The sequence below is a fragment of the Bacillus sp. BR3(2024) genome, from assembly GCF_039134555.1.
In the GTDB taxonomy this organism is placed as follows: domain Bacteria; phylum Bacillota; class Bacilli; order Bacillales; family Bacillaceae_G; genus Bacillus_A; species Bacillus_A cereus.
This window is the reverse complement of record NZ_CP152433.1, coordinates 155001-179679: the sequence shown is the minus strand read 5'-3', so window position 1 is coordinate 179679 and position 24679 is coordinate 155001. Positions and strand designations below refer to the sequence as shown.

The following is a 24679-nucleotide window of genomic DNA, read 5'->3' as shown; positions in this document are numbered from 1 at the left end:
GTATTCCCTTTTAGTATAACAAATAAAGGGTATTAAGGTGAAAATAGGAATAGTTATATTTTTTTACTACTTAATACAATCCCGCTCACTACATATAGAATAGATGCAATATAAAAAATTGTACCAATCGTAAAGAAATCTACTAAATATCCCGTGGCAATAACCGCTACTGCTCCGCCAATGGATGTCCACACATGGTATTTTCCAATCTCATAACCAGCCTTTTCCTGCGCAACCTTTCGTGCTAATGAAGTCTTCTCAGTATTACGCTGCACAGCACCTAAAACTCCCATTACAATTTGAAGAATATACACATGCCATACTTCCGTGGCAATCGGAAAGCAAAGCATTAAGATTGCCATGGACCAAGCGTATATGATTAATAATTTTTTATCACCTACTTGATCAGATATCTTTCCCACTAGTGGATATACAAGTGCTGATGTTAAAGCAAATAAGCCATACGCCCAGCCAAATTGCGAGAAGCTATTTCCAATGTTTCGAAGCAATAATATATAAAAAGGAAATACCATACTTCCTGCCATCATGATGATACTTTGCGAAGCCACAAATCTTCTATATGTCATTTCGTATACTCCCTATAAAATAAATTCACAAATCTCTCTTCTGAATCTACTTCCTTCTTTTTCTTGAGAAATTCTTCAATACGAGGATATGCCCTCTTTAACTGCTCTTTCGTTGGATAAGAATAGTACGGCAAATAGTAACTACCGTTATGCTTTAAAGTAACATCAATCATCTTCCGAATGACATCCTCTGTTTTCTTTATCTCACTCTCTGAGCGTCCCTGGTTAATCAAAAGAACCAGCGCAAACATATCATCTTTCGCATAGGACAAAACTGCATTTTCATTCTTTTCCACGTAACGAATCGTAATGTTGAGTAAATTAAACTCTTCTTCATTTAATACGTTACGTAAATCATCTATATACTCCGTGAAAGCATCTATAGGCACAAAGTATTCTTGTAACACTTCGGTCCTATTTGGATTTTCATATTCCATAAAAGCACTATCTGATCTCATAACATTATTACGCGTCTCATACTTTCCATCTGTACGTTCAAAATAACCTCTTTGTATATCCCAAAACGTATTCTTTCCCCAATCACTATAACGTGATAACCCAAGTAAAAATTTCGGTACCGCTATAATATTTTCTTCCTTTAATTCACTGTACTCTTCTCTCATATTTTGATTTTGTGCCAAAGTATAATCTGTCACATACATCTCTTTTAAAAATGAATTTGGAGCAACAGAAATACGCGCTAAGTGCATACGAACATTTTCATCTCTTTTCACTTTCTCTTTGAAATAAGATACGTATTCTTTATAATCTATCATTCTCGTGTGCATTTCATATAATTCATCATCTGTTAACTTCAGCGTCACATCTAAAATAACTCCAAATAAACCGTAACCCCCAATGACATATGGAAATAACTCTGCATTTTCTTCTCTACTTACATTACGTACCGTACCATCTGCCATTAACAATCTAAATGAATCTACTGTATCAATTAGTGCCTCATGACGAATATCACGCCCGTGTACATTTACACTTAATGAACCACCAACAGTAAAAATATTTTGAGACTGCATGACCTGTACCGCAAGGCCATATGGATTTATTTTCTTCTGAATATCATTCCACGTGACACCACTTTGAACTGTAATCTGCTTCTTCTCTGGATCAAATTCTAATATTTTATTATATCCTTTCATATCGAGCATCGTGCCATTTGGATAATATGTCTGTCCTCCTTGGCTATGTTGCATGCCTGCAATGGAAATTTTCTCTCCTGAAACTTTTGCATCTCGCACTAATTTTATTAACGAGCGCTCTTCCGTAGCACTTTCAACACGTTTTATTTTTGTCGGAAGCAATTTACCTACATCACTCATAATAGGATGATCAATTTGTTTTTTATACGTATGTACAGACGTTGCAAGCAAAACCGTATATGCAACAATGACCGCCGCTATCTTTCCTTTTTTCAAATGACACTCTCCTCTTCTACATCTTTTCCTCTTTATATTGTACCTATTTTCCTATGAAGAAAGAATACAAAAAAGAGGGACCTTATTTTAGGTCCCTCCTTATCAAAACTGTTACTTTGCTGCTGGCAATTGTATTGGGTCAAACTTTTCATACGACGTATATTTTGCGTTCGTAATAATGTGTGCTTTATCCTTGCCATTGCTACTCATAATCATGTCTATCTTTGCTGATTCATATTTAAAATCTTTTGTAATGATATATTCTGCATCCACTTCTTCTATCTTCGCATTTTGTGCTTGTAACATTTTCTTCTGCGTTTCATCCATGCTAGTTAACATACTTTCTGTTTCTTGCCCTTTTAATGTAAATTTCAGTTTATATTTATCTCTGCTTTTCTCCAGCTTCATTTTATCTAAAACTACTTCCGGTACTTCTAATTTATCTATAATATCTTGAGTCGCTTTCATTCCACCAGCGTTTAATTGCTCCTCTGGTACGGTTACAACTTCTCCTGTATTAGGGTTTTTTACCTCACCAGCAACTTTACCATCCACAGTATACACTACAACATCTGTACCGGAAATATTCATTTCAGAACGAGAATTCTTTGTCTTTGGCTCTAATTGCATCTTAGCCTTTAATATATCCATCTCTGTTCCCTCAGCTTTTACCCCTACACCATATGTCATCGTTACATGTTCTTCATTTTTAAAAGCTTCATTCGTTTTCTTGAAAACATCTTTCGCCGTTAATTCCTTTTCTTTTTGAACGGATTCTTTTTTCGGCTCATCCGTCTTTGCTGTTTTCTCATTACTACACCCTACCCCTAGACTGATTGCAAGTACTAAACTTGAAACAAAAATAATTTTTTTCATACTGTTGCCCCCTTTCCCAAAATAATATCACCTCTTTTCCTATGAAATCTATATAATTTTTAATCTATACTCACTATATAGCGACATGTTTAATAAAGATCTTAAATATGATGTAAATAAAGACAACTCATTTCAGGAGGACATTATGAAGGCGATCATTTGCACACAGTATGGACCACCTAACGTTCTTCAGCTTCAAAATATAGAGAAACCTATACCTAAAAAGAACGAAGTATTAGTTAAAATTCACGCAACAAGTGTATCGACTGGAGATTGTAGAATACGCGGATTTAATAGCCCTCTATTATTTTGGATTCCTATGCGACTTATATTAGGACTTAGAAAACCGAGAAACCCTATACTTGGCGTAGAATTAGCAGGAGAGATAGAGGAGATCGGGACAGATGTAACTCAATTTAAAAAAGGAGATCAAATTTTTGCATTAACAGAACTAAATCTTGGTGGTTATGCCGAATACACATGCGTGCATGAAAGTGGATTAATAACATTAAAACCTACCAATGTAACGTATGAAGAAGCGGCAGTTATTCCTTTTGGTGGAACTTCAGCGTTGCATTTTCTGAGAAAAGGCCGAATAAAAAAGGGGCAACAAGTTCTCATATATGGTGCCTCTGGATCAGTAGGAACAGCTGCCATACAACTCGCTAAATATTTTGGTGCGATCGTTACAGCTGTTTGTAGTAATTCAAATTTTGAACTAGTGCAATCTTTAGGAGCGGATAAAGTGATTGATTATACGAAAGAAGATTTTACTAAGCGGCGCGAGCGTTACGATATTATATTTGATGCAGTTGGGAAGCATAAAAAATCCCTTTGTAAACAAGTATTAGCGCCTAATGGAAAATATGTATCTGTGAATGGAATGATGGCAAAAGTAAGTAAAGAGGATATGATTCTACTAAAAAGACTAACTGAAACAGAACATTTAAAACCTGTTATTGATAGAACTTACCGATTAGAAGAAATTGCTGAAGCTCATATGTATGTGGAAAAAGGGCATAAAAAAGGAAACATTTCGATTACCTTAAAATAAAATATATTCAGAAAACAATATTGACAATTCTTTTTGTAAGATTTACTATTAGTACCATACTAAAAAACTACATACACATACTCTTATCAAGAGTGGCGGAGGGACTGGCCCGATGATGCCCGGCAACCGAGCTTATGACGTATAAGCTAAGGTGCTAATTCCTGCAAAACGAGTTTTCGTTTTGGAAGATAAGAGAGGAACCTATTTCGTCTATTCGGCACCTCTCTTATTTTGAGAGGTGCTTTTTATTTTGGAACGTATATGAAGGGGGAATCATAGATGAAGAAAGTATTATTAAGCATTGTAAGCGGAGCGGTACTATTATTAGGCGCATGTAGCGCAGGTTCAGATAAACAAGTAAAAGCGTTAGATGAGAAAAAGATTACTGTCGGTGTAACAGGCGGGCCGCATGAGCAGATTTTTGAAAAGGTAAAAGAAGTGGCAGCGAAAGATGGTCTCGAAATTGATATAAAAGTATTTAATGATTATGTAGCACCAAACGTATCCCTCGATGAAAAAAGCCTTGATGTAAATAGCTATCAAACGAAATCATATTTAGACGTATTTAAAGCTGAACGTAATATGAAATTAACCGAAGTATTTTCAACAGTAACATTCCCTATGGGCGTCTATTCTAAAGACATAAAAGATGTAAAAGAATTAAAAGAGGGCGACGCAATCGCTGTCCCAAATGACCCAACGAATGAACTTCGTGCTTTAAAGTTATTTGAAAAAGCAGGGGTTTTAAAAGTGGATCCAAAAGCGACAGAAAAAGCGACTGCGAAAGATGTAATTGAAAATCCAAAAAAATTAAAGATTGTTGAGTTAGAGGCATCTCAATTACCAACACAACTAAGTGAAGTAAAAGCAGCTGCAATTAATACAAACTTTGCATTAGGTGCAAAATTAAGCCCTGCGAAAGATTCCATTTTCCGTGAAGGCAAAGATTCGCCTTATGTGAACTGGGTAGTTGTTCGTACTGAAAATAAAGATGATGTTGTTGTAAATAAATTAAAGAAAGCTTATCAATCTAAAGAAGTAAAAGAATTTATCGAGAAAAAATTTGATGGTTCTGTTTTACCGTCTTGGTAGGAGCTGACGATAATGATTGAATTAAAAAATGTATCCAAAGTATTTACAACAAAAAAGGGGAATGTGGAAGCTCTTAAGTCCACTTCCCTCCAAGTAAAAAAGGGCGAAGTATTTGGAATCATTGGATATAGTGGCGCTGGCAAAAGTACATTAATTCGCTGTGTAAATTTATTAGAAAAACCAACGACAGGAAATATTATTGTAAACGAGCAAGATTTAACAACACTGTCTACAAAAGAACTAGCAAAAGCGAGACAAAAAATCGGGATGATTTTTCAAGGATTCAATTTGCTCAAAACTGTTACCGTTTATGAAAATATCGCATTACCGTTACGCCTTGCTGGCGTTCCAAAATTAGAAATTGAAAAAAGGGTAGAAAAGTATTTACGTATTGTCGATCTTTTTAATCGAAAAGATGCCTATCCGAGTGAACTTTCTGGTGGCCAGAAACAACGTGTTGCCATTGCACGTGCACTATCACATGAACCGGAAGTGTTATTAAGCGACGAAGCAACGAGTGCTTTAGATCCAGAAACAACTGATTCTATTCTTGACCTATTATTAAAGATTAATGAGGAAATCGGGATTACAATTTTATTAATTACACATGAAATGAATGTCATCCAACGTATATGCGACCGAGTTGCTGTTATGGAACATGGAGCAGTAATTGAAAGCGGGACTGTGAAGGAGATCTTCACAAACCCACAACATGTAACAACGAAGAAATTTGTAAATAGTGCATTTGCAGCAAAAATCCCAGCTGAAGTACAAAAAGAACTACAAAGAACCGGAGAAATCGTAACACTTTCATTTATAGGAAATTCTTCTGGTGAACCAGCGTTAGCTATCGCTACAAAACGTTTCCAAGTGTATCCAAATATTTTATCCGGTAATATTACACAGTTAAAACATGAGGCATACGGGAAACTTGTCATTCATATGCAAGGGGAACAAAATGAAATCAACCACGCTTTATCATTTTTACAAGAGCAAGGAATCATCGTAGAAGGGGGTAGAACAGATTATGGGAAACAAGTCCTTTTTGGATGAATGGGGTAAAGTCATATGGGAAGCAACCATTCAAACATTTCAAATGACATCTATTTCACTATTCATCTCTATCCTTATTGCACTACCACTTGGTGTTACACTTGTTTTAACGAGACCTGGTGGGCAGCACGAAAATAAAATCATTTACCCAATTCTTAATACAATTATTAATATCATTCGCTCTCTTCCATTTATCATTCTATTATTCTTCATTTTACCTTTTACAAAGTTTCTAATGGGTACCTCCATTGGTGTACAAGGCGTAATCGTACCGCTTGTCGTATTCACGGCCCCTTATATTGCACGATTAATGGAAACTGCTTTATTAGAAGTAGATCGCGGCGTTATTGAAGCCTATCAAGCGATGGGCGTTTCTACTATAAAAATTATTTGGCACGTTATGGTGAAAGAAGCTCGTCCCTCCCTTGTACTTGGATTAACAATTGCAACGATTGGCTTAATCGGCGCAACAGCAATGGCTGGTCTTGTAGGCGCTGGTGGGCTAGGAGATTTAGCATACCGCTTCGGACATTTACGCTATGAACCTGAAGTAATGTATGCAACTGTCTTTATTTTAATTATCCTCGTTCAAGGATTACAGTCTTTAGGGAATGGTATTGCACGAAGGTTGAAGAAAGATTAAAAAAGAAGGTATCTCACTAAGGTGAGATACCTTCTTTTTTATCTTTTAAATCCACCTTCTGAATGAATAACTTGCCCAGTAATCCACTCAGCTTCTTCACTTACTAAAAATTTAATGAGTCTAGCTGCATCCTTTGGCTCACCAATTCTGCCAAAAGGAAACATCGGCTTTAACCCTTGTTTTATCTCTTCAGTCATCCATCCTGTATCAGTTGGTCCTGGATTAATTGCATTCACTGTTATTCCTAAATGAGCTACCTCTGCTGACAACGTACTAGTAAGAGCATCAATAGCTCCCTTCGTTGTTGCATACGCTAGTTCTCCTACCATAGGACTTTGAAATTGCCCCGAAGTCATATTCACAATTCTACCACCAGATTTTTTATCAAATCCTCGGGCAAATTGACTACTGAGCAATGTAGTCGCACGAATATTCACCATATAATGCTTATCTAATTCTTCAGCAGTCAACGTAGAGAAATCATTATTCGTAGAATATGCTGCATTATTAATTAATATATGAGGGTACCCTAATTGTTCAGTAACTTTATTTATAAGCTCTTTCGGTGCATCATTCTGAGTTAAATCTAACTCCATACTTGAGACTTTAACACCGTTTTTTAGTAACTCTTCTTTTAATTGTATTTGTTCATTTTTATCAACGCCCCAAGGCATCTCTTTATCGTAAGCTGTCCAATACGTAAAAAATATATCGTATCCTGATTCAGCTAATTCTTTACAAACCGCTGCGCCTATACCATCTAGACGACTTACCCCTGTAATAACTGCTACTTTATTTTTTAATTGGTTCATCATATACTCCTCCAAGTTTAAAGGACGCATATTTTATATAAGAGATATAAACTTTCCCACAAAAAAGACAGATACATAAAATAGGCCCCTATCCTTATAAAAGGGATGTACAATCCAAATATGCATTCCTTGAATGATTTACAGATGACTAAATAAACCCTCGCTTATGAGAGCAAAATTCATCTATCTAGTTTCTAATCATTACAAGTTCATCCACATATTGAGTCTTTGTCTCCTTTACATATATCTCCAAATTTTATTTTAGCACTAAAGATTTAATATTTCAAAAAATAAAAGAACCACTCCTATTTATAAAGTATCGTGTACTATAAACCATAGTGAATAACTAATTTAAATTTAAGTGTATACATTTATCATTACCTATTCGTTGTATAAGTGTAGGGAGGAAAAGTGATGGGAAAAGAAAATATATTTACCTCCTATCTTATCAATCTAGGGGAGGAAGTGTTCAAACTACTACTAGCGAAAGGGGCTATAAAAGAAGATGCAGAAGACATCATCCAAAATACCTTCTATAAAGTATACACATTGCTAGATAATCTAACCGAGAGTAACATACGTCCATGGTTTTTCAGAGTCGCATTAAATGAATACATTGATTTAAAACGCAAAAAAGAACAGCAAAACATCTACTTAACTGAAGAAATCTATTCAAAACTTCAATATACAGACCGAGAATTGGATACAGTTTTAAATAAAGATGAGATTTTCTATTTATTAAAAGATATAAAATTAGAATATAAAGAAGCCTTCTTTTTAAAATATTATTACAATTTTACATACGAAGAAATCGCTCTAATACTAGATATTCAAGTAAACAGCGTCAAACAAAAATTACATCGTGCACGTAAGACAATTCATTCTAAAGTAGGAGGAAAAAATTAATGGATACTTCTTTAAAAGATGCTTTAAAAAAGGCTAAAAGGAAACAGTTGCTTAAAATCATCATTACCTCTATTATCGTTGTCATGATGCTTATCCCTATCATTTATAAAGTTGGCAATTACTTCGCAGCGAAAAGCTCTACGAAACTTCACGAACATCTCTTTTTACATAACGCAATTGCAGAACCGAATGTACAAATTGATTCTCAAGTAACAAGTAATTCATCTATGTTTGGCGGCAATATTATATCAAACCGTTCCAAAAACATTAACGGTTATGTAGTCCCATGGAACACATTAACAAGTTCTTATGGTTGGTTCCTGACTCATATTGACTTCAATGAGTTAACACCTGGCTTTTATTGGTCAGATACAAATTTCTATGAGTATGATAAACAAACAAAGAATAAATTTGCGACATTTTATAATCCGGCTATTAAAGATTATCACGATGGTGTGCAAAATGAATTAGGTGAAGTTTCACAAATGAACAACTATGTTGCCGAAGTTGCCATCTCTTTCAATCAACCCTATACATTAAAAGAGGTTCAAACAAAAATACCAGATAACTTAAATATCGTATGGCTATATATGACCTCACCAATCAGAGATGAAAGTAAAGGACCTGCTGGTATGCCTGTTTACGGATTCAATCCAGACAAGTCCCCTAAAGAAGCGTACAAAGAGTTCATTGATTCACTTAATCAATACGATGACGATGGACATGACGAAGATATACAGAAGTTTTTAAAAGCAAACAAAAACAAACCATTTGATCAAGTGAAAATTTTAGGTGTTATGCTAACAGGAAAAACGGAAAACTTTAAAGCATTAGAAAACCAAGATTTTATTCGCGGTGCTTCTGTAGGGGTGACTGCGCAAGTTGTTCCTTATATAAAGCCAGAGAAATAATACGTAATGCCCAGATACACTAAAAAAACTACATGAATCTGTTTACTATGGGAGCTCTCTACTAAAATAGATAGCTCCCATACTACATTTATTCTTCACCTTCCAAAAATAAATTTCAAAATGCTTTATGTACAATTTTACAAATAAAAAATCATAAACTTGTTCACATTATATCCATTGTGAATTTGTTCACAATATATATATAATAAACATGTAAATACAATATTGGAGGGATTTCAATGGTTATCAATTTTTTAAGAACTGATAAACGTGCTACTTTCATATTATTACTTTTACGGCTTTACATAGGGTATACATGGTTCGCTGCTGGGATAGGCAAAGTCTTCGGACAATCTTTTGACGCAAGTGGCTTTCTAAAGGGTGCTATTGCTCAAGCATCAGGTGACCACCCTGCAGTACAAAGTTGGTGGGCAGATTTTCTTCAACATTTTGTCCTTCCAAACGCAGACCTATTTAGCTTTTTAGTTCAATGGGGAGAAATTTTAGTAGGTCTAGGTTTAATTTTAGGCGGATTAACAAAAACAGCTGCATTTTTCGGAATCATAATGAATCTTTCATTTTTATTAAGTGGAACCGTTAGTGTAAACCCAAACCTGCTTATTTTGACTATGTTCATTTTAGTTGCAGGGCAGAACGCTGGACGTATTGGATTAGATGGCTATGTTTTCCCTAAACTTTTCCGTAAAAACAACCACGGAACATATAAATTAAGTAAAACTGCATAGTAACAGTTTACTTTTAAAATATAAATAAGAAAAAGAGCCTGAATATAGGCTCTTTTTCTTATTTCTCCTAATTTAAACTTTTAACGAGCCACGGAAACCTCTGGCAGCATAGTAAGAGTCTGCTCCATTATGGTACACGAAAACATGTCCAAAGCGATAATCGCAAAATAAAGCACCACCGAGTTCTCGAATATCTGAAGGTGTTTGTACCCAACTTGATGATTTCATGTCAAAATCGCCAAGTTGTTGCAATTCCCGATACTGTTCTTCCGTTAATAATTCAATGCCCATAGCATTGGCAACATCAATAACGTTATTTTCTGGTTTATGTTTTTTTCTTGATTCTAACGCTTCAAGATCATAACAAAGACTTCTGCGGCCTTTAGGACTCTCCTTTGAACAATCATAGAAAGTATATTCGTCCTTTTCTTCATCATAACCAACAACATCCGGTTCACCACCAGTTATTTCCATTTCGTTAAGTGACCACATTTTTTCATTATTAGTAGTCAGCTTCGCTTCAACTTTAGCCCATTCAAGACCTTCATGGCGGTTCATGTTTTTCTCAAAACGAGCTTGCAATACTTTCAATAACTCTTCACGTTTTTCTACTAGTAAGTCATTTTTATTTCCTGTCATATTAGTCCTCCCTGATGTATGTACTGATAGTAGTTTAAGTATATATTTTATAATAAATCATCTCAATATGAAGACCGTTTCAACCTTATGTCTTGTACAAACATCCCTTACAAAGCCCTAAAACCCTCCATACTCTCTCCAAGAATATAGTGTGAAAACCACATCAAGTTCTGCTTCATAATAGCCACATGAACTCCTGGTTGGTCAGAACTATATGCCATTCCTTTAAATATAATTAATTCTGTATCAACTTCCATATCCATTAATCCTTGATATAGATCATATGCATTTGTAATTGGAATTCTTGCATCCTTTTCCCCATGTTGAATTAAGGTAGGCGTACAAGCTGATTTAATATACGTCATAGGTGATGTCTTCGTATATATCTCTGGATCATTCCATGGAGTATTTCCTAAATACATTCTAATAAAGTAAGGTATATCTGTATTTACATAATGGGTACTCCAGTTAGTTATTCCACCGCCAACTGAAATAGCTTTAAACCGACTACTAAACGTAGAACAGAAAGCTGATACATATCCACCGTTGCTCCATCCCATAACTCCTACTCTATCCTTGTCTACCATCCCTTTTTCTACTAGTTCATCCACTCCAGATATAACATCATCGTAGTCAGCAATCCCCTGTTTTCTATAGTTAGCTTTTAAAAATTCATTACCATAACCTGAACTTCCTCTGTAATTTGGTTCTAAAACGATAAAGCCTTTTTCAACAAACTGTTCAATCGGATATTTCTCATTGAAGCAGTCTGAAAATATCGGAAAAGATGCCCAAGCCGGACCGCCGTGAATTACTACTAATAAAGGATATTTTTTATTAGTGTCCAACTCTACTGGCGTTGATAAAACACCTTCTATTTCAAGACCATCGCTACTTTTCCATGAGATGATTTCCCTGTTACTTCTAAGTTTCCCTTTGAAAAAGCTATTTTCATCCGTTATTTTTTTATCGTCTAAATAGATTTCAAAGGTTTCATTTGTTATAGCCTTATTGTAGGATATATGTTTGCCATCCTTTGTTATAGAAGCATCCATTATAAAGCCATCTACTTTTTCGCTTAATATTTCCACAGTGCCATCTTCGGCTAGCAATCCAATAAGATAATTCGTTTTATTCTGCCACCTAATTAAAACCCCTTTAGCTGTCCACTGTAATGGCATAACCGTACTATCAAAATCTGTTAAAGGTTGAATTAGCTCTCCGGTATTTATATCATATATCTCTAACGTACTATCTTGTATATGGTTTCTATAGTAACCCTTCTCTCTTATGCTTGCTGTGTAACATATTTCACTGCCGTCAGGAGAAAAGCAAACACTCCCTCCCAACAACTTATCCACATTCAGCTTTTGTAGCTCTCCAGCTTTAATATGGAGTATGTATAGATCTCCATTTATATAATCTGCCATATTTGAGCTTGGTGTCGCCATAAATACAACCTTTTTACCATCATTTGAAATATCAAATTCATGGATATGAAAATCCTTACCATCCGTTAATTGATAAACAACTCTGTTCTCGTGTTCATCTGTATCACTTTGTATCACCTTCTCTATTTCAATGTAATATAAACAATTATTCTGGTGTTCCTTACCTATATGTTGAAAATCTCCATATAGATCCTTACGTTTCTTTATCTCCTCACATTCTTTTGACTGCGTAACATAATAAAGAGCCTTGCCAGTAGGACCCCATTTGAATGTACTGACTCCTTCTTTCTCATCGGTAATTTGAAACTCTCTATAACCATCTAGTGACTTAACAAATATCTGATTTTTCCCATCGCCAACTGGACTAAGATATGCGATACACCTAGCATCTGGAGACCATAATGGGTGTGTACTATCTATATCACCATTTGATAATGGGTAACTCTGCTTCTTATCTTTTTCATATATCCATACATGATTCCTATATGTATTGTCTTTCCAATCAGCCGTCTTCTTAACAAATGCTACGTTTTTACCATCATCACTTATGTTTGTACTTGATACGGTTGGTAATGAAATAATCTCTTCTATACTTAAATATGTTTTTTCATTCACTTTCATCAATATACCCCCTTGAAATGTCCATAAATCTCTCGTCTCTTTTTATCGTAATAAAGGAAATTGTTCACGAATACTTAAAATGATAACGGAAAATTCAGATAAATAAAAGTGAAGTCGATAAAGTAAAACTTTAATTTATGGAGTTCTATCCACTTACCAATTCTAGATGTTCTTTTCCGACACAAAAACACCCCTTTTAGATACAAATTTGTAAATTTATTTTAAAGCTATAACTATATGTTGGTTTAGAATAAAATTTGATAAAAATGAAGTCACAAATCTTTATTTAACAACAAAAAAATTCATTTTGAAAAAACGATTGATCAAAATAGAATCACTCTTTTTAACTAAGTATGAGATTTTTATAAAAAAATTTTAATCAAAACTCACTTAGAATCTTTACTTGAAGGAATAAAGCTTCGCATCTTTTTTGTGAACATCGTTAAACTAAGATAAATTTTGACCGCATCTGTAATTAATTGTAAAATATTATACGTAGAAAGGTATTATAAAATAAATATAGAAGGGGTATGTTTTTTAGTTTTAAAGGGGCTAAAGCACATCTATTTTATGTTTTTAAAGGGAGAATTGAAAAATCATATGAAGAATTTCAAAAAGAGTACAGGTAAAATTTTACTAGCATCTGGATTAGTAGTTTCTATGTCAGCTTGTAGTGTAACAAATTTATTTGGAGAAAAAGAAAAAACAAATGCTGAATCTGGTAAACAAGAAAGTAAAGAAACTAAGACAGAAGGTAAATCATCTGAAACAAAGGAAAAATCAACTAACTCAAAAGAAGAAAGTAAAGATGTTAAGATGATTATGGTTTTACCTGAGGATTACCCACAACTTATGGTAGACATTGAAGAAGACTTATTAAGACGTCTAGATTACTATGATGCTTCTGTGAGAGATAATAAAAAGGGAAGTAAGTCAAATGAAGAGGTACGAGATAGTATTAAAGACTTAGATAAAGTATTTAATAAAATAGAGCGTATAGATGCACCAGGAAAATACAAGGAAGATCATAAGGAAATTGTAAAAGCTGTTCAAAAGTTAAAAGAATCTTTCAAAGAAGTATCCAAGTTATTTGATTACTCTAAAACACTTAAAGATACGGATGATGCAATCATAGATAAAGCAAACAATAAATTAGATGAAGCAAAACGCATTTGGAAACCTGTATTTAATAAGTTAAAAGCGGAAGCTAAGGGTGGTTCAACAACTACTTCTACAACAAGTGGTACTAGTTCTTCTAACTCACCGAGTTTATCTAGTGGTAATACAGTTAAAACATACAGTACCCAAGATAAAACTGGTATATTCAAAGGAAAAATTGATACACCAGACGAGGATTCCGCTAAGTTTAAGAATGTACAGAACAACTATAAAGACGGTACAGAGCTTGTAGGTAATTGGGGTATTGATTACGGAGACGGAGTCAAAACTACGTTAGTCCTAAAAGCAGATAAGACATTTGAAACATATGCAAATGGTTCTTATCCAAATAAAGATAATTACTTAACAGGAACATACCAAGCAGACGTTTCTTCCCATCAGTTAACGCTAATGGTGGAAAAAGGAACTCAAAATGGTCAAGAAGTGAAATTGGAAAGACCTATTTATTCATCATATGAGGTTAAAAATTTAGATGGTAAAGCGTTACAGATTTTCCACATAGACGAACAAGTAACAATTTGTTATGTAAAACAATAAATAACTAAAAAAACTCTGTAAAATGATTTTTACAGAGTTTTTTCTTAGTTTTAATTTATTTCAAACGTATAACTATACTTATTAACCTACCAATCTCCTACTCAACAGTAACAGACTTAGCTAAGTTACGTGGCTTATCAACGTCACACTCGCGGTGAAGTGCTGCGTAGTATGAGATAAGTTGTAATGGAATAACTGCTACTAGCGGTGCTAGCGCTTCGTGTACAGCTGGTAATACGAAGCTGTCACCTTCCATTTCTAAGCCTTTCATTGAGATGATACATGGGTTAGCCCCGCGTGCTACTACTTCTTTCACGTTACCACGAATTCCAAGGTTTACGTGCTCTTGTGTAGCAAGTGCGATAACTGGTGTACCATTTTCAATTAAAGCGATTGTACCGTGTTTTAACTCTCCTCCAGCGAATCCTTCTGCTTGGATGTAAGAGATTTCTTTTAGTTTTAACGCACCTTCTAATCCTACGTAGAAGTCTACGCTACGGCCGATGAAGAAACAGTTACGCGTTGTTGCTAAAAATTGTTTTGCTAATGCGTCCATTTCTTCTTTTTGATCACAAAGTTCTATCATTGCATTTGCTACAAGTCCTAGTTCGTGTGTTAAATCGAAATCAAGAACTTCACCTTTTGCTTTAGCAATATCAGCCGCTAAAATTGAAAGTACTGCAAGCTGTGCTGTGTAAGCTTTCGTTGATGCAACTGCAATTTCTGGTCCAGCGTATAACGGAAGTGTATAATCAGCTTCACGAGAAAGCGTAGAACCAGGCACGTTTGTAATTGTTAATGCTTTATGGCCCATTTCATTTGTTTGCACAAGTACTGCACGGCTATCAGCTGTTTCACCACTTTGTGAAATGTAAATGAAGAATGGTCTTTCTGTTAATAATGGCATGTTGTAAGAGAATTCACTTGCCACGTGTACTTCAACTGGCATTTTTGCAAACTTCTCGATAAATTGTTTTCCAACAAGACCTGCATGATAACTCGTTCCACATGCAATGATGTAAATACGATCGCTATCTAAGATCGCATTGCGGATGTCTTGATTTAATTCAATTTCGCCATTTTCATCTTGATACTTTTGAATTATATTACGGATTACAAGTGGTTGCTCATCGATTTCTTTAAGCATGAAATGAGGATATGTTCCCTTTTCAATATCACTTGCGTCTAATTCCGCTGTAAACGGTGCACGTTCAATCGTTTCACCTTGTAAGTTTTTAATTGTAATACTTTCTTTCGTTACGATTACGATTTCTTTATCCATTAACTCAATAAATTGATCTGTAACTTGTAACATCGCCATAGCGTCGCTTGCCACAACATTAAAGTTGTCACCAACACCTACTAATAGCGGGCTTTTGTTTTTAGCAACATAAATCATGTTTGGATTTTCAGCATCAAGTAATCCGATTGCATAAGAGCCATGTAAAAGAGATAGCGTATTACGGAACGCTTCTTCTACACTTAATCCTGTGCTCACTTGTTGTTCCATAAGCTGTACGATAACCTCTGTATCTGTTTCACTTACGAACGTTACATCTTGTAAATATTCCTTTTTCACTAATTCATAGTTTTCAATTACACCGTTATGAACTAATGTAAAGCGTTTTGATGTACTTTGATGCGGATGCGCGTTTACTTTACTTGGAACACCGTGTGTAGCCCAGCGTGTGTGTCCGATACCCACGCTTGCTGCTACGTTCTCATCTACGATTTCACGAAGTTTTGCGATACGGCCTTTTTCTTTGTATACAACAACACCGTTCTCTGCTTGTACTGCAATACCTGCTGAATCATATCCACGATATTCTAGCTTTTCTAAACCTTTTAATAAAATTTCCTTTGCATCTTGCTCTCCAATAAATCCTACGATTCCACACATGTTTAGTCGCCGTTACAAATGCTTACACTGCTCTGCGAACATGTAACGACATAGTCCGATACCATTTTTATTTATACTAAAAAACGGATTACATATTGCTAGCCCTGTAAGCTTGTAACGGCTTTCACCTTCCTCTCGATTGGGTTTAAGTCCGTATATACTTATACAGCTAGTTTTCATCCGTTCCTCTTCTCTCATCACACTTTCACCTTTGTCCACTAAGTCACCTTAATGATTTAAGTAAAAGCTTGCGGTTGTGATGAACAACCGGGAGTCATCCGCCGAAATCTCGATAAACCCCACCTCGTCAACTACACTATTTGTAGTTCTGGCGCTTTTATAATTTACAATATTTCCTTTGAGAAAAAGAACAAGACCATCTTATAACAAACATGGATAAACCGTCAATGAAATTTTTTTCATCGTCTATAAAACATATGAAAAAGGAGCACTTTTTGTGCTCCTTTTTCATATAAATTCAGCTAATTATTCAGCGCCAACTTCAGCTTTCACAACTTCTACAATGCGATGTACATATGCATCACAAACTTCTTGTGTTGGTGCTTCTGCCATTACACGAATAAGTGGCTCTGTTCCAGATGGACGAACAAGAATACGGCCATCACCGTTCATTTCTTCCTCTACAACACGAATAATTTCTTTAATTTTTTCATTTTCTAATGCTAATTTTTTATCTGTTACACGAACGTTTACTAACAATTGTGGGAATTTCGTCATTTCTCCTGCAAGCTCAGATAATGGCTTTTTCGTCATTTTCATGATGTTTACAAGTTGAAGTGCACTTAACATTCCATCACCAGTTGTAATGTAATCAAGTAAGATAATATGGCCTGATTGTTCTCCACCTAGGTTGTAACCTCCACGCTTCATTTCTTCCATTACGTAGCGGTCACCAACTGCTGTTTTATCACTTGTAATATTATTTGCTTCAAGTGCCTTGTAGAAACCTAAGTTACTCATAACAGTTGAAACAACTGTATTATGTTTTAATTGACCAGTTTCTTTCATATATTTCGCACAAATGAACATAATTTGATCACCGTCAACGATGTTTCCTTTTTCGTCTACAGCAATTAAACGGTCGCCATCGCCATCAAAAGCAAGTCCGATATCCGCACCTTTTTCTTTTACCAATTCAGCTAAGCCTTCTGGATGTGTAGATCCTACACCCTCATTAATATTCATACCGTTTGGAGAAGTTCCCATTGTTGAAATATCAGCTTCTAGGTCTGCAAATAAGTATGGAGCTAGAGAAGAAGTTGCACCATGTGCACAATCTAAAGCGATATGTAGGCCAGAGAAATCTTCTTCAACAGTTTGTTTAATGTACTGTAAATATTTTTGTCCACCTTCAAAGTAATCGCTCACTTGTCCAAGATTAGTACCTGTCGGACGTGGTAGTTCATCAACTTCTTTGTCTAATAAAGCTTCAATCTCAGCTTCTTGCTCATCTGTTAATTTAAAGCCGTCTGAACCAAAGAATTTAATACCGTTATCTTGTACTGGATTATGAGATGCAGAAATCATAACACCCGCTTGTGCATCTAGTGCTTTTGTTAAATAAGCAACGCCCGGTGTAGAAATAACGCCAAGGCGCATTACTTCTGCTCCAGTTGATAATAGACCTGCTACTAAAGCTCCTTCTAACATATGACCAGATACACGTGTATCACGACCGATAATTACTTTTGGACGATCTGTATCTTTTGTTAATACATAACCACCAAAACGTCCAATTTTGAAAGCTAATTCAGGTGTTAACTCCTTATTTGCAACTCCGCGTACTCCATCTGTACCAAAATATTTACCCATTATGATTCGCTCCTTTTTCTTGCTCTTTTTGATTATCTACTGTTGGTTCTTGACTCGTTTCTTTATCTTTATCTTGATTTTGATTTTGGTTTTGATTCTTTTCCTGTTCTTTTTCTGAATCAGGTTCAGGATTTTTTGGTTTCTCATTTTGATTTTCTTGATCCGTATTTGAATCCGGTTGTTGACCGTTACCCTGTACTTCTTTATCTGGTTTTTCTTTCTTCACAATAGTAACTTTAGCACTTTTTTGTTTTGGCTCTATTGAAATATTACCAGGACCGCTCACTTGAATGGAAATATCTTTCGTCCCTGAGGATACATTTTGCAGATTAATTACCGCTGTTATTTGAGCAGCTGTTATTTTATCTACTATACTTGCTTCTCCTGAAATATCAACACTTATCTTTCCATCTTGCGGCGAAAGTAGCTGAGCAGTAACATCTTTAGACAGTCCATTTTTCTGGATTGGGATACCATCAATCGTTTTTGTTTTCGTTTGTTTTGTTTTTTGCACTCCCACCGAAACCTTCACTTGATTCGGTTTTGCACTTGTTACACCCTTGGGTAATAAAACAGAGGCATCGAATGTTGTAGACTCTGTCAATTGACTAAGATCTACTTCGACCCCCTCTAGCGATTGTATATTATCCAAAATATCTTTTGGACCAGCTATCGTTACTTCTCTCGGTTCAACACTGATATTTGTAACCGCCAATCCTTCTGCTAAACTCCCCTTCTTCGTATACGTTACAGGAACAGTTTTTTCAGTATTATTGGCTGTAGTTTGCGTTGCCACATTCAACGTTACACTAATCTTAGATGGACTTGTTCTTACATTTAAACGTTTTCCTTCTTTATTGTATAATGTAACTTCGGGCGTTTTTGTAACAGTTTTATTAACACCTTTTAAATCAACATACGCTTTGGCAGAGGAAATGCTTTCAATTTCTTCTTTCGTCCCAACTACCTCAACAGTATCCGGTTTAAGGCTTGATTTTTCTAGAGTAGCCCCCGCTGGCATCTGATCCTCATTTGATAATTTCAGATCTACATGAACATATTTTCTCGCCTTTTCATGAAGAGTAACTTTAATTGTTGATGGCTGAACTGTTCCTTTCACATCATCTGGAAGCCCGTTCGTTTTTAAAGAAATCTCATAAGTTCCTTTTGGACTATCTCGCAAATCAACCGGTATGTCAAATTGTTTTTTTGCTTTTGCTGTAGCAACTGATGCTTTTGGGCCTTCTAATTTTACTTTAACGCCCTCTGCCGGAATACCACTTACAATATATTTCTCCTCATCATACTTAAGATTAATAGCATAATTAGTTAATGTTTCTTTCGTATCATTTGCAAAAGGTAATATACCTGATGTCGTATTTTTTTCAGTTAACGTCGCTGACATAAAAAGCATACACGCCAATAGTAATGAGATCCCTTTTAAAAACCAATGATTCTCCATTAACTTATCCATGACGCTTTCTCCTCCAATTCCATAAAGACGAAGAAGTCGTTTTTTCGTTTCCACTAAATTCAGCTAATAACATATCTTTCAGCTGTTCTGTCTTCAAATCACGATGCAACTTACCATTTTTCGTTAAAGAAATTTGACCAGTTTCTTCAGACACAACTACTGTAATACTATCAGTAACTTCACTAACTCCCATTGCAGCACGATGTCTAGTTCCTAATTCTTTAGAAATAAACGGACTTTCTGATAATGGAAGATAGCATGCTGCTGCTTTAATTGTACTTCCTTGCATAATTACCGCTCCGTCATGAAGAGGTGTATTTGGAATAAAAATATTAATAAGTAATTCCGATGATACGTTTGCATTAAGCGGAATACCCGTTTCCACATAATCACCCATACCGGTCTCTTTTGACAAAGTAATTAATGCACCAATTCTACGTTTCCCCATATATTCGGTTGCTTTTGCTATTGCTGTTGCAACCATTTCAGGTTCATCATCCTCATGCGTTCCAACACGCGAAAATAAACTCCCGCGCCCTAGCTGCTCAAGTGCTCTTCGCAATTCTGGCTGAAAGATAATAATAACGGCTAAAAATCCCCACGTTAATACTTGTTCAGTTAGCCAAGATAGCGTACGCAATTCAAGGAAAATACTGATCATCTTAACGACGATAATAACTGTAATCCCTTTTAAAAGTTGAACAGCTTTCGTCCCTCGGATTATAAGAATTAGCTTATATATAATAAACCATACAATGGCAATATCTAATGCCGTACTAAGATATTTCAAAATGGTCGTATCTTCAAAAGGCATGCTATCCCTTCCTCCTACTTACGAGCAATTCTATCCATATATTGAAATATTGTTTTATGCTCTATCTGTATGTATTTCCAACAACTAGTTAATTATACCATACATGAAACAAACGACAATTACAAACAACCCCCTTTAGCTCAAATTGGTAAGATGTCAAACATTTTTATTGTACAGTATAATATAAATCATTATTATACGCTTATTTTCAAATAAAAAAAGCAACTTCTCAGTTGCTTTTCTTACATTTATTTTAGTTTTTCACCGAATAAAGAACCCATTAAAGCAACTGCTGTTGTTGCCGTTCTATTTCTCTCATCTAAAATCGTATTTACCTCAACAAATTCAGCAGATGTGATAATATCAGCTTCTGCTAACATTTCCATCGCCAAATGACTTTCACGATAAGATAGACCGCCAATTACAGGCGTTCCAACACCTGGTGCATCATGAGGATCAAGACCATCTAAATCTAATGATAAGTGTACACCATCGGTATGAGATAAATATGCGATTGTTTCTTCCATCACAGCCGTCATCCCCATACGATCAATTTCATGCATTGAGAACACTTTAATACCTTCATTGCGAATGAAATCTTTTTCTCCTTCATCCAATGCACGCGCACCGATAATTACGACATTCTCTTTTTTCACCTTTGGATATGCTCCGTATAAATCTACAAGTGAAGAATGTCCATAACCTAAACTTGCTGCAAGTGACATACCATGAATATTTCCAGATGGTGAAGTTTCCTCTGTATTTAAATCACCGTGTGCATCATACCAAATAACGCCTAAGTTTTTATAATGTTTTGCTACACCAGCTAATGTACCGATAGCAATACTATGGTCACCACCTAATACAAGTGGAAAACGACCTTCTTCTATAATATGATCCACCTTACTTGCTAATTCATTACATACAGTTGCAACTTGTGTAAGGTTTCTTAATTTTGTATTTTCATCTATCTCTTTTTCTCTCTCTATACATATATCTCCCATATCTTTAACGTCATATCCAATTTCTTCAATTCTTTCAATTACCCCTGCATAACGGATCGCGCTCGGTCCCATATCAACTCCACGACGCATCTGTCCTAAATCCATTGGAACTCCAATAACTGAGATTTCTTTTTTCATAGATAGTATCCCCCTTTTATGCCTTCACTAAATATTTTAAATCTTTTATATAGTCTGACTCAACTCGACATTTTTCTGTATGGATATACAATTTATTCACTTATATTCACGTTGAAAACCAAATTTTAAGACTATTCTATGTATAAAGTTAACTTAATGAAACAATCGTAATCACTATTATTAAATAATAATAATAAAACACTCCTATATTTAGAAGTGTTTTTCTGATGCTATTTTCCATACTGTTGCAATATTCTTCGTTGTCATTTCAATATTTTCTTCTGCTACTTTATATGCTTCTTCTAGTGTCATCGGTCTCGTTGTAATACTAAATACCGCATCTATTCCTTTCTCGTACACAGCTGAATAATCAGATGATACAGACCCTCCAATAGCAATTACAGGCACAGAAAAACGTTTTGCACGCCCCGCAACACCCACAGGAGCCTTTCCATATGCAGTTTGTTTATCTATTCTACCTTCACCAGTTATAATAAGATGTGCATCTTCTATATGTTTATCGAAATTTGTATAATCTAATACAATTTCAATGCCCCTACGCAAGTCTCCCTTTAACACTGAAATAACAGCCGCTCCCATTCCTCCCGCTGCCCCTGCACCAGGTATTTCAGATACATCAAAAGATACATATCGTTTAAGCATATTCGCATAATGTTGTAAATTCTCATCTAGCTCTTTCATCATCTCTATATTTGCACCCTTTTGTCTCCCAAATACGAAAGATGCTCCCTGCATTCCGACTAATGGATTATCCACATCACATGCCGCTTCTATCTTTACCCCCTTTAAGCGTGGGTCCATTCGTGAAAAATCAATAGTAACAATCGAGTGTAATGTGCCTCCAGATGGATCTATTACTTCACCCTTTCCATTTATAAACCTTACTCCTAAAGCCGCTAACATACCTGCCCCGCCATCATTTGTAGCACTTCCTCCAAGTCCTAAAATTATGTACTCCACTCCTTGATCTAGTGCATGTAATATAAGTTCTCCTGTTCCTTTTGTCGTTGTAATAAGTGGGTTGCGCTTTTCAACTGGAACGTGCTGTAATCCTGATGCTGCTGCCATTTCAATAAACGCTGTCTTTTTATCTTTAGAAATGCCATAAAAAGCTTGTATACCTTCTCTAAGCGGTCCTGTCACACTAATTGATATAATTCTCCCCCCTGTAGCATCAACAAGTGATTCAACCGTCCCTTCTCCTCCATCTCCAATTGGTATTTTCACATACTCTGCATTAGGAAAAATTGCTCTAAAACCTCTTTCAATAGCTCCACATACTTCTATAGCTTTTAGGCTTTCTTTATATGAATCAGATGCAATAACAACTTTCACAATTATCTCCCCATCCCTTATTTTTACGTTTTCTTCATTTTAAACGACAAGTATAAAAGTTGTCTTTTTAAACACAAAAAAAGCTTACATCGTATGATATAAGCTTTTTTATTTAGATGGAGCCTAGCGGGATCGAACCGCTGACCTCCTGCGTGCAAGGCAGGCGCTCTCCCAGCTGAGCTAAGGCCCCTTATTAATTAAGCGGAAGACGGGATTCGAACCCGCGACCCCAACCTTGGCAAGGTTGTATTCTACCACTGAACTACTTCCGCAAAAATGATGAGCCATGAAGGACTCGAACCTTCGACCCTCTGATTAAAAGTCAGATGCTCTACCAACTGAGCTAATGGCTCGTAAATGGCTGGGCTAGCTGGATTCGAACCAGCGCATGACGGAGTCAAAGTCCGTTGCCTTACCGCTTGGCTATAGCCCATTAATATTTACTAGTATGGTTATCTTTTCAAAAAAATAAACCCTCTCAGGTTATTTTAAAGAAAATGGTGGAGGGGGGCAGATTCGAACTGCCGAACCCGAAGGAGCGGATTTACAGTCCGCCGCGTTTAGCCACTTCGCTACCCCTCCGACATTTTAAATATATATGGTGGAGGATGACGGGATCGAACCGCCGACCCCCTGCTTGTAAGGCAGGTGCTCTCCCAGCTGAGCTAATCCTCCAAAAGTGGTGACCCGTACGGGATTCGAACCCGTGTTACCGCCGTGAAAGGGCGGTGTCTTAACCACTTGACCAACGGGCCAAAAAAGTTTTAAACCTATTCCCAAGCTTCCAACCGGGCTTGAACCGGTGACCTCTTCCTTACCATGGAAGTGCTCTACCAGCTGAGCTATGGAAGCATAATGGCTCCGCAGGTAGGACTCGAACCTACGACCGATCGGTTAACAGCCGATAGCTCTACCACTGAGCTACTGCGGAATAATATTAGCCTGGCAACGTCCTACTCTCACAGGGACAAGGTCCCAACTACCATCGGCGCTAGAGAGCTTAACTTCCGTGTTCGGTATGGGAACGGGTGTGACCTCTCTGCCATCATTACCAGACTTTTATCATTATAAACATTTCTTTCGAAATGTCAAGAAGAAATTTTAATATATATTCCTTCAAAACTAGATAACATTTGCTACATATTATATGGTTAAGTCCTCGATCTATTAGTATTCGTCAGCTCCACATGTCACCATGCTTCCACCTCGAACCTATCAACCTGATCATCTTTCAGGGATCTTACTAGCTTACGCTATGGGAAATCTCATCTTGAGGGGGGCTTCATGCTTAGATGCTTTCAGCACTTATCCCTTCCGCACATAGCTACCCAGCTATGCCCTTGGCAGAACAACTGGTACACCAGCGGTGCGTCCATCCCGGTCCTCTCGTACTAAGGACAGCTCCTCTCAAATTTCCTACGCCCACGACGGATAGGGACCGAACTGTCTCACGACGTTCTGAACCCAGCTCGCGTACCGCTTTAATGGGCGAACAGCCCAACCCTTGGGACCGACTACAGCCCCAGGATGCGATGAGCCGACATCGAGGTGCCAAACCTCCCCGTCGATGTGGACTCTTGGGGGAGATAAGCCTGTTATCCCCGGGGTAGCTTTTATCCG

The 24679-nt window shown here is 36.3% G+C and carries 21 protein-coding genes, 9 tRNA genes, 2 rRNA genes and 1 riboswitch (1 of these 33 running past the window's edge); of the genes, 8 read left to right on the top strand and 24 right to left on the bottom strand.

From position 1 onward, the window contains the following. Window positions 1-53 precede the first annotated feature (53 nt). The 3 genes from V7S45_RS01040 to V7S45_RS01030 all read right to left on the bottom strand — a co-directional run bounded on the left by V7S45_RS01040 (window position 54) and on the right by V7S45_RS01030 (window position 2896). Window positions 54-587 (bottom strand): MFS transporter, encoded by a 534-nt coding sequence (locus tag V7S45_RS01040; protein WP_025690505.1) that lies wholly within the window; start codon window positions 585-587, stop codon window positions 54-56. Next, complete coding sequence (locus V7S45_RS01035; protein ID WP_000715436.1) at window positions 584-2020, bottom strand: FAD-binding oxidoreductase; 1437 nt, start codon at window positions 2018-2020, stop codon at window positions 584-586. The genes V7S45_RS01040 and V7S45_RS01035 overlap by 4 nt, the downstream gene beginning before the upstream one ends. Window positions 2021-2131: 111 nt before the next feature. Continuing rightward, on the bottom strand, window positions 2132-2896 hold the full coding sequence (locus V7S45_RS01030; protein WP_025690509.1) for a hypothetical protein: 765 nt from the start codon (window positions 2894-2896) through the stop codon (window positions 2132-2134). A 145-nt stretch (window positions 2897-3041) separates the two neighbouring features. Here V7S45_RS01030 and V7S45_RS01025 point away from each other — a divergent pair, with 145 nt between their 5' ends. The 4 genes from V7S45_RS01025 to V7S45_RS01010 all read left to right on the top strand — a co-directional run bounded on the left by V7S45_RS01025 (window position 3042) and on the right by V7S45_RS01010 (window position 6738). Next, on the top strand, window positions 3042-3950 hold the full coding sequence (locus V7S45_RS01025) for an NAD(P)-dependent alcohol dehydrogenase (protein WP_025690511.1): 909 nt from the start codon (window positions 3042-3044) through the stop codon (window positions 3948-3950). 80 nt (window positions 3951-4030) lie between these two features. After that, a riboswitch (SAM riboswitch) is annotated at window positions 4031-4145 on the top strand. A gap of 84 nt (window positions 4146-4229) precedes the next feature. Continuing rightward, window positions 4230-5042 carry a MetQ/NlpA family ABC transporter substrate-binding protein gene (locus tag V7S45_RS01020; RefSeq protein WP_000756980.1) on the top strand — a complete coding sequence of 271 codons (813 nt, stop codon included), beginning with the start codon at window positions 4230-4232 and terminating at the stop codon, window positions 5040-5042. A gap of 12 nt (window positions 5043-5054) precedes the next feature. After that, window positions 5055-6095 (top strand): ATP-binding cassette domain-containing protein, encoded by a 1041-nt coding sequence (locus V7S45_RS01015; RefSeq protein WP_000571355.1) that lies wholly within the window; start codon window positions 5055-5057, stop codon window positions 6093-6095. Continuing rightward, entirely contained in the window at window positions 6070-6738 is a 669-nt protein-coding gene (locus V7S45_RS01010) for a methionine ABC transporter permease (protein ID WP_000527136.1), read from the top strand. The genes V7S45_RS01015 and V7S45_RS01010 overlap by 26 nt, the downstream gene beginning before the upstream one ends. 38 nt (window positions 6739-6776) lie before the next feature. On the opposite strand, the gene V7S45_RS01005 is transcribed toward V7S45_RS01010, so the two are convergent. Beyond that, entirely contained in the window at window positions 6777-7553 is a 777-nt protein-coding gene (locus V7S45_RS01005) for an SDR family oxidoreductase (RefSeq protein ID WP_025690516.1), read from the bottom strand. A 411-nt stretch (window positions 7554-7964) separates the two neighbouring features. Here V7S45_RS01005 and V7S45_RS01000 point away from each other — a divergent pair, with 411 nt between their 5' ends. From V7S45_RS01000 to V7S45_RS00990, 3 genes are all read left to right on the top strand, one after another. Then, a complete protein-coding gene (locus V7S45_RS01000) occupies window positions 7965-8456 on the top strand; it encodes an RNA polymerase sigma factor (RefSeq protein ID WP_086401947.1) in 492 nt (163 codons plus the stop codon). Next, a complete protein-coding gene (locus V7S45_RS00995) occupies window positions 8456-9367 on the top strand; it encodes a sigma factor regulator N-terminal domain-containing protein (RefSeq protein ID WP_006920121.1) in 912 nt (303 codons plus the stop codon). Before V7S45_RS01000 ends, V7S45_RS00995 begins: the two co-directional genes overlap by 1 nt. Before the next feature lie 239 nt (window positions 9368-9606). Then, a complete protein-coding gene (locus V7S45_RS00990; RefSeq protein WP_025690519.1) occupies window positions 9607-10113 on the top strand; it encodes a DoxX family protein in 507 nt (168 codons plus the stop codon). Window positions 10114-10185: 72 nt separating this feature from the next. Here V7S45_RS00990 and V7S45_RS00985 read toward each other — a convergent pair whose 3' ends face one another. Both V7S45_RS00985 and V7S45_RS00980 read right to left on the bottom strand, forming a co-directional pair. Then, complete coding sequence (locus V7S45_RS00985; RefSeq protein WP_000147391.1) at window positions 10186-10752, bottom strand: DUF4256 domain-containing protein; 567 nt, start codon at window positions 10750-10752, stop codon at window positions 10186-10188. A 107-nt stretch (window positions 10753-10859) separates the two neighbouring features. Then, window positions 10860-12824 carry a S9 family peptidase gene (locus V7S45_RS00980; RefSeq protein ID WP_025690523.1) on the bottom strand — a complete coding sequence of 655 codons (1965 nt, stop codon included), beginning with the start codon at window positions 12822-12824 and terminating at the stop codon, window positions 10860-10862. Window positions 12825-13424: 600 nt separating this feature from the next. Here V7S45_RS00980 and V7S45_RS00975 point away from each other — a divergent pair. After that, a complete protein-coding gene (locus V7S45_RS00975; protein ID WP_000787708.1) occupies window positions 13425-14540 on the top strand; it encodes a DUF3994 domain-containing protein in 1116 nt (371 codons plus the stop codon). Between the two features lie 97 nt (window positions 14541-14637). On the opposite strand, the gene glmS is transcribed toward V7S45_RS00975, so the two are convergent. From glmS to V7S45_RS00885, 18 genes are all read right to left on the bottom strand, one after another. Continuing rightward, window positions 14638-16440 carry a glutamine--fructose-6-phosphate transaminase (isomerizing) gene (gene glmS / locus V7S45_RS00970; protein ID WP_000334163.1) on the bottom strand — a complete coding sequence of 601 codons (1803 nt, stop codon included), beginning with the start codon at window positions 16438-16440 and terminating at the stop codon, window positions 14638-14640. Between the two features lie 12 nt (window positions 16441-16452). Then, window positions 16453-16638 (bottom strand): hypothetical protein, encoded by a 186-nt coding sequence (locus V7S45_RS00965; RefSeq protein WP_001206405.1) that lies wholly within the window; start codon window positions 16636-16638, stop codon window positions 16453-16455. A gap of 288 nt (window positions 16639-16926) precedes the next feature. Beyond that, complete coding sequence (glmM, locus tag V7S45_RS00960) at window positions 16927-18273, bottom strand: phosphoglucosamine mutase (protein WP_000521476.1); 1347 nt, start codon at window positions 18271-18273, stop codon at window positions 16927-16929. Continuing rightward, the gene (locus tag V7S45_RS00955; RefSeq protein ID WP_000359601.1) at window positions 18266-19747 is read right to left on the bottom strand and encodes a CdaR family protein; all 1482 of its coding nucleotides are present in this window, start codon (window positions 19745-19747) and stop codon (window positions 18266-18268) included. The genes glmM and V7S45_RS00955 overlap by 8 nt, the downstream gene beginning before the upstream one ends. Next, window positions 19740-20561, bottom strand: coding sequence for a diadenylate cyclase CdaA (gene cdaA, locus V7S45_RS00950; RefSeq protein ID WP_001115697.1), 822 nt, complete (start codon window positions 20559-20561; stop codon window positions 19740-19742). The genes V7S45_RS00955 and cdaA overlap by 8 nt, the downstream gene beginning before the upstream one ends. Before the next feature lie 248 nt (window positions 20562-20809). Then, on the bottom strand, window positions 20810-21703 hold the full coding sequence (gene rocF / locus V7S45_RS00945) for an arginase (protein ID WP_000711563.1): 894 nt from the start codon (window positions 21701-21703) through the stop codon (window positions 20810-20812). A gap of 210 nt (window positions 21704-21913) precedes the next feature. After that, the gene (locus tag V7S45_RS00940) at window positions 21914-23059 is read right to left on the bottom strand and encodes a glycerate kinase (RefSeq protein ID WP_000869587.1); all 1146 of its coding nucleotides are present in this window, start codon (window positions 23057-23059) and stop codon (window positions 21914-21916) included. Between the two features lie 117 nt (window positions 23060-23176). Next, window positions 23177-23249 (bottom strand) — tRNA-Ala (locus V7S45_RS00935). A gap of 10 nt (window positions 23250-23259) precedes the next feature. After that, window positions 23260-23331 (bottom strand) — tRNA-Gly (locus V7S45_RS00930). A gap of 8 nt (window positions 23332-23339) precedes the next feature. Beyond that, window positions 23340-23412, bottom strand: a tRNA-Lys gene (locus tag V7S45_RS00925). Between the two features lie 5 nt (window positions 23413-23417). After that, window positions 23418-23492: transfer RNA gene (locus V7S45_RS00920), tRNA-Gln, on the bottom strand. Between the two features lie 65 nt (window positions 23493-23557). Continuing rightward, a tRNA-Tyr gene (locus tag V7S45_RS00915) sits at window positions 23558-23641 on the bottom strand. A gap of 17 nt (window positions 23642-23658) precedes the next feature. Further along, window positions 23659-23734, bottom strand: a tRNA-Val gene (locus V7S45_RS00910). Window positions 23735-23739: 5 nt separating this feature from the next. Then, window positions 23740-23814 (bottom strand) — tRNA-Glu (locus V7S45_RS00905). A gap of 24 nt (window positions 23815-23838) precedes the next feature. Beyond that, window positions 23839-23911, bottom strand: a tRNA-Thr gene (locus V7S45_RS00900). Between the two features lie 4 nt (window positions 23912-23915). Then, window positions 23916-23990, bottom strand: a tRNA-Asn gene (locus tag V7S45_RS00895). 9 nt (window positions 23991-23999) lie between these two features. After that, window positions 24000-24115: ribosomal RNA gene (rrf, locus tag V7S45_RS00890) — 5S ribosomal RNA — on the bottom strand. Between the two features lie 91 nt (window positions 24116-24206). Next, window positions 24207-24679: ribosomal RNA gene (locus V7S45_RS00885) — 23S ribosomal RNA — on the bottom strand; it runs 2449 nt beyond the window's last position.

Bases quoted from the DNA above. Each gene is read 5' to 3' on its own strand.
- V7S45_RS01040 (WP_025690505.1), bottom strand. From the start codon at position 587: ATGACATATAGAAGATTTGTGGCTTCGCAAAGTATCATCATGATGGCA.
- V7S45_RS01030 (WP_025690509.1), bottom strand. From the start codon at position 2,896: ATGAAAAAAATTATTTTTGTTTCAAGTTTAGTACTTGCAATCAGTCTA.
- V7S45_RS01025 (WP_025690511.1), top strand. From the start codon at position 3,042: ATGAAGGCGATCATTTGCACACAGTATGGACCACCTAACGTTCTTCAG.
- V7S45_RS01020 (WP_000756980.1), top strand. From the start codon at position 4,230: ATGAAGAAAGTATTATTAAGCATTGTAAGCGGAGCGGTACTATTATTA.
- V7S45_RS01015 (WP_000571355.1), top strand. From the start codon at position 5,055: ATGATTGAATTAAAAAATGTATCCAAAGTATTTACAACAAAAAAGGGG.
- V7S45_RS01010 (WP_000527136.1), top strand. From the start codon at position 6,070: ATGGGAAACAAGTCCTTTTTGGATGAATGGGGTAAAGTCATATGGGAA.
- V7S45_RS01005 (WP_025690516.1), bottom strand. From the start codon at position 7,553: ATGATGAACCAATTAAAAAATAAAGTAGCAGTTATTACAGGGGTAAGT.
- V7S45_RS01000 (WP_086401947.1), top strand. From the start codon at position 7,965: ATGGGAAAAGAAAATATATTTACCTCCTATCTTATCAATCTAGGGGAG.
- V7S45_RS00995 (WP_006920121.1), top strand. From the start codon at position 8,456: ATGGATACTTCTTTAAAAGATGCTTTAAAAAAGGCTAAAAGGAAACAG.
- V7S45_RS00990 (WP_025690519.1), top strand. From the start codon at position 9,607: ATGGTTATCAATTTTTTAAGAACTGATAAACGTGCTACTTTCATATTA.
- V7S45_RS00985 (WP_000147391.1), bottom strand. From the start codon at position 10,752: ATGACAGGAAATAAAAATGACTTACTAGTAGAAAAACGTGAAGAGTTA.
- V7S45_RS00980 (WP_025690523.1), bottom strand. From the start codon at position 12,824: ATGAAAGTGAATGAAAAAACATATTTAAGTATAGAAGAGATTATTTCA.
- V7S45_RS00975 (WP_000787708.1), top strand. From the start codon at position 13,425: ATGAAGAATTTCAAAAAGAGTACAGGTAAAATTTTACTAGCATCTGGA.
- glmS (WP_000334163.1), bottom strand. From the start codon at position 16,440: ATGTGTGGAATCGTAGGATTTATTGGAGAGCAAGATGCAAAGGAAATT.
- V7S45_RS00965 (WP_001206405.1), bottom strand. From the start codon at position 16,638: ATGAGAGAAGAGGAACGGATGAAAACTAGCTGTATAAGTATATACGGA.
- glmM (WP_000521476.1), bottom strand. From the start codon at position 18,273: ATGGGTAAATATTTTGGTACAGATGGAGTACGCGGAGTTGCAAATAAG.
- V7S45_RS00955 (WP_000359601.1), bottom strand. From the start codon at position 19,747: ATGGATAAGTTAATGGAGAATCATTGGTTTTTAAAAGGGATCTCATTA.
- cdaA (WP_001115697.1), bottom strand. From the start codon at position 20,561: ATGCCTTTTGAAGATACGACCATTTTGAAATATCTTAGTACGGCATTA.
- rocF (WP_000711563.1), bottom strand. From the start codon at position 21,703: ATGAAAAAAGAAATCTCAGTTATTGGAGTTCCAATGGATTTAGGACAG.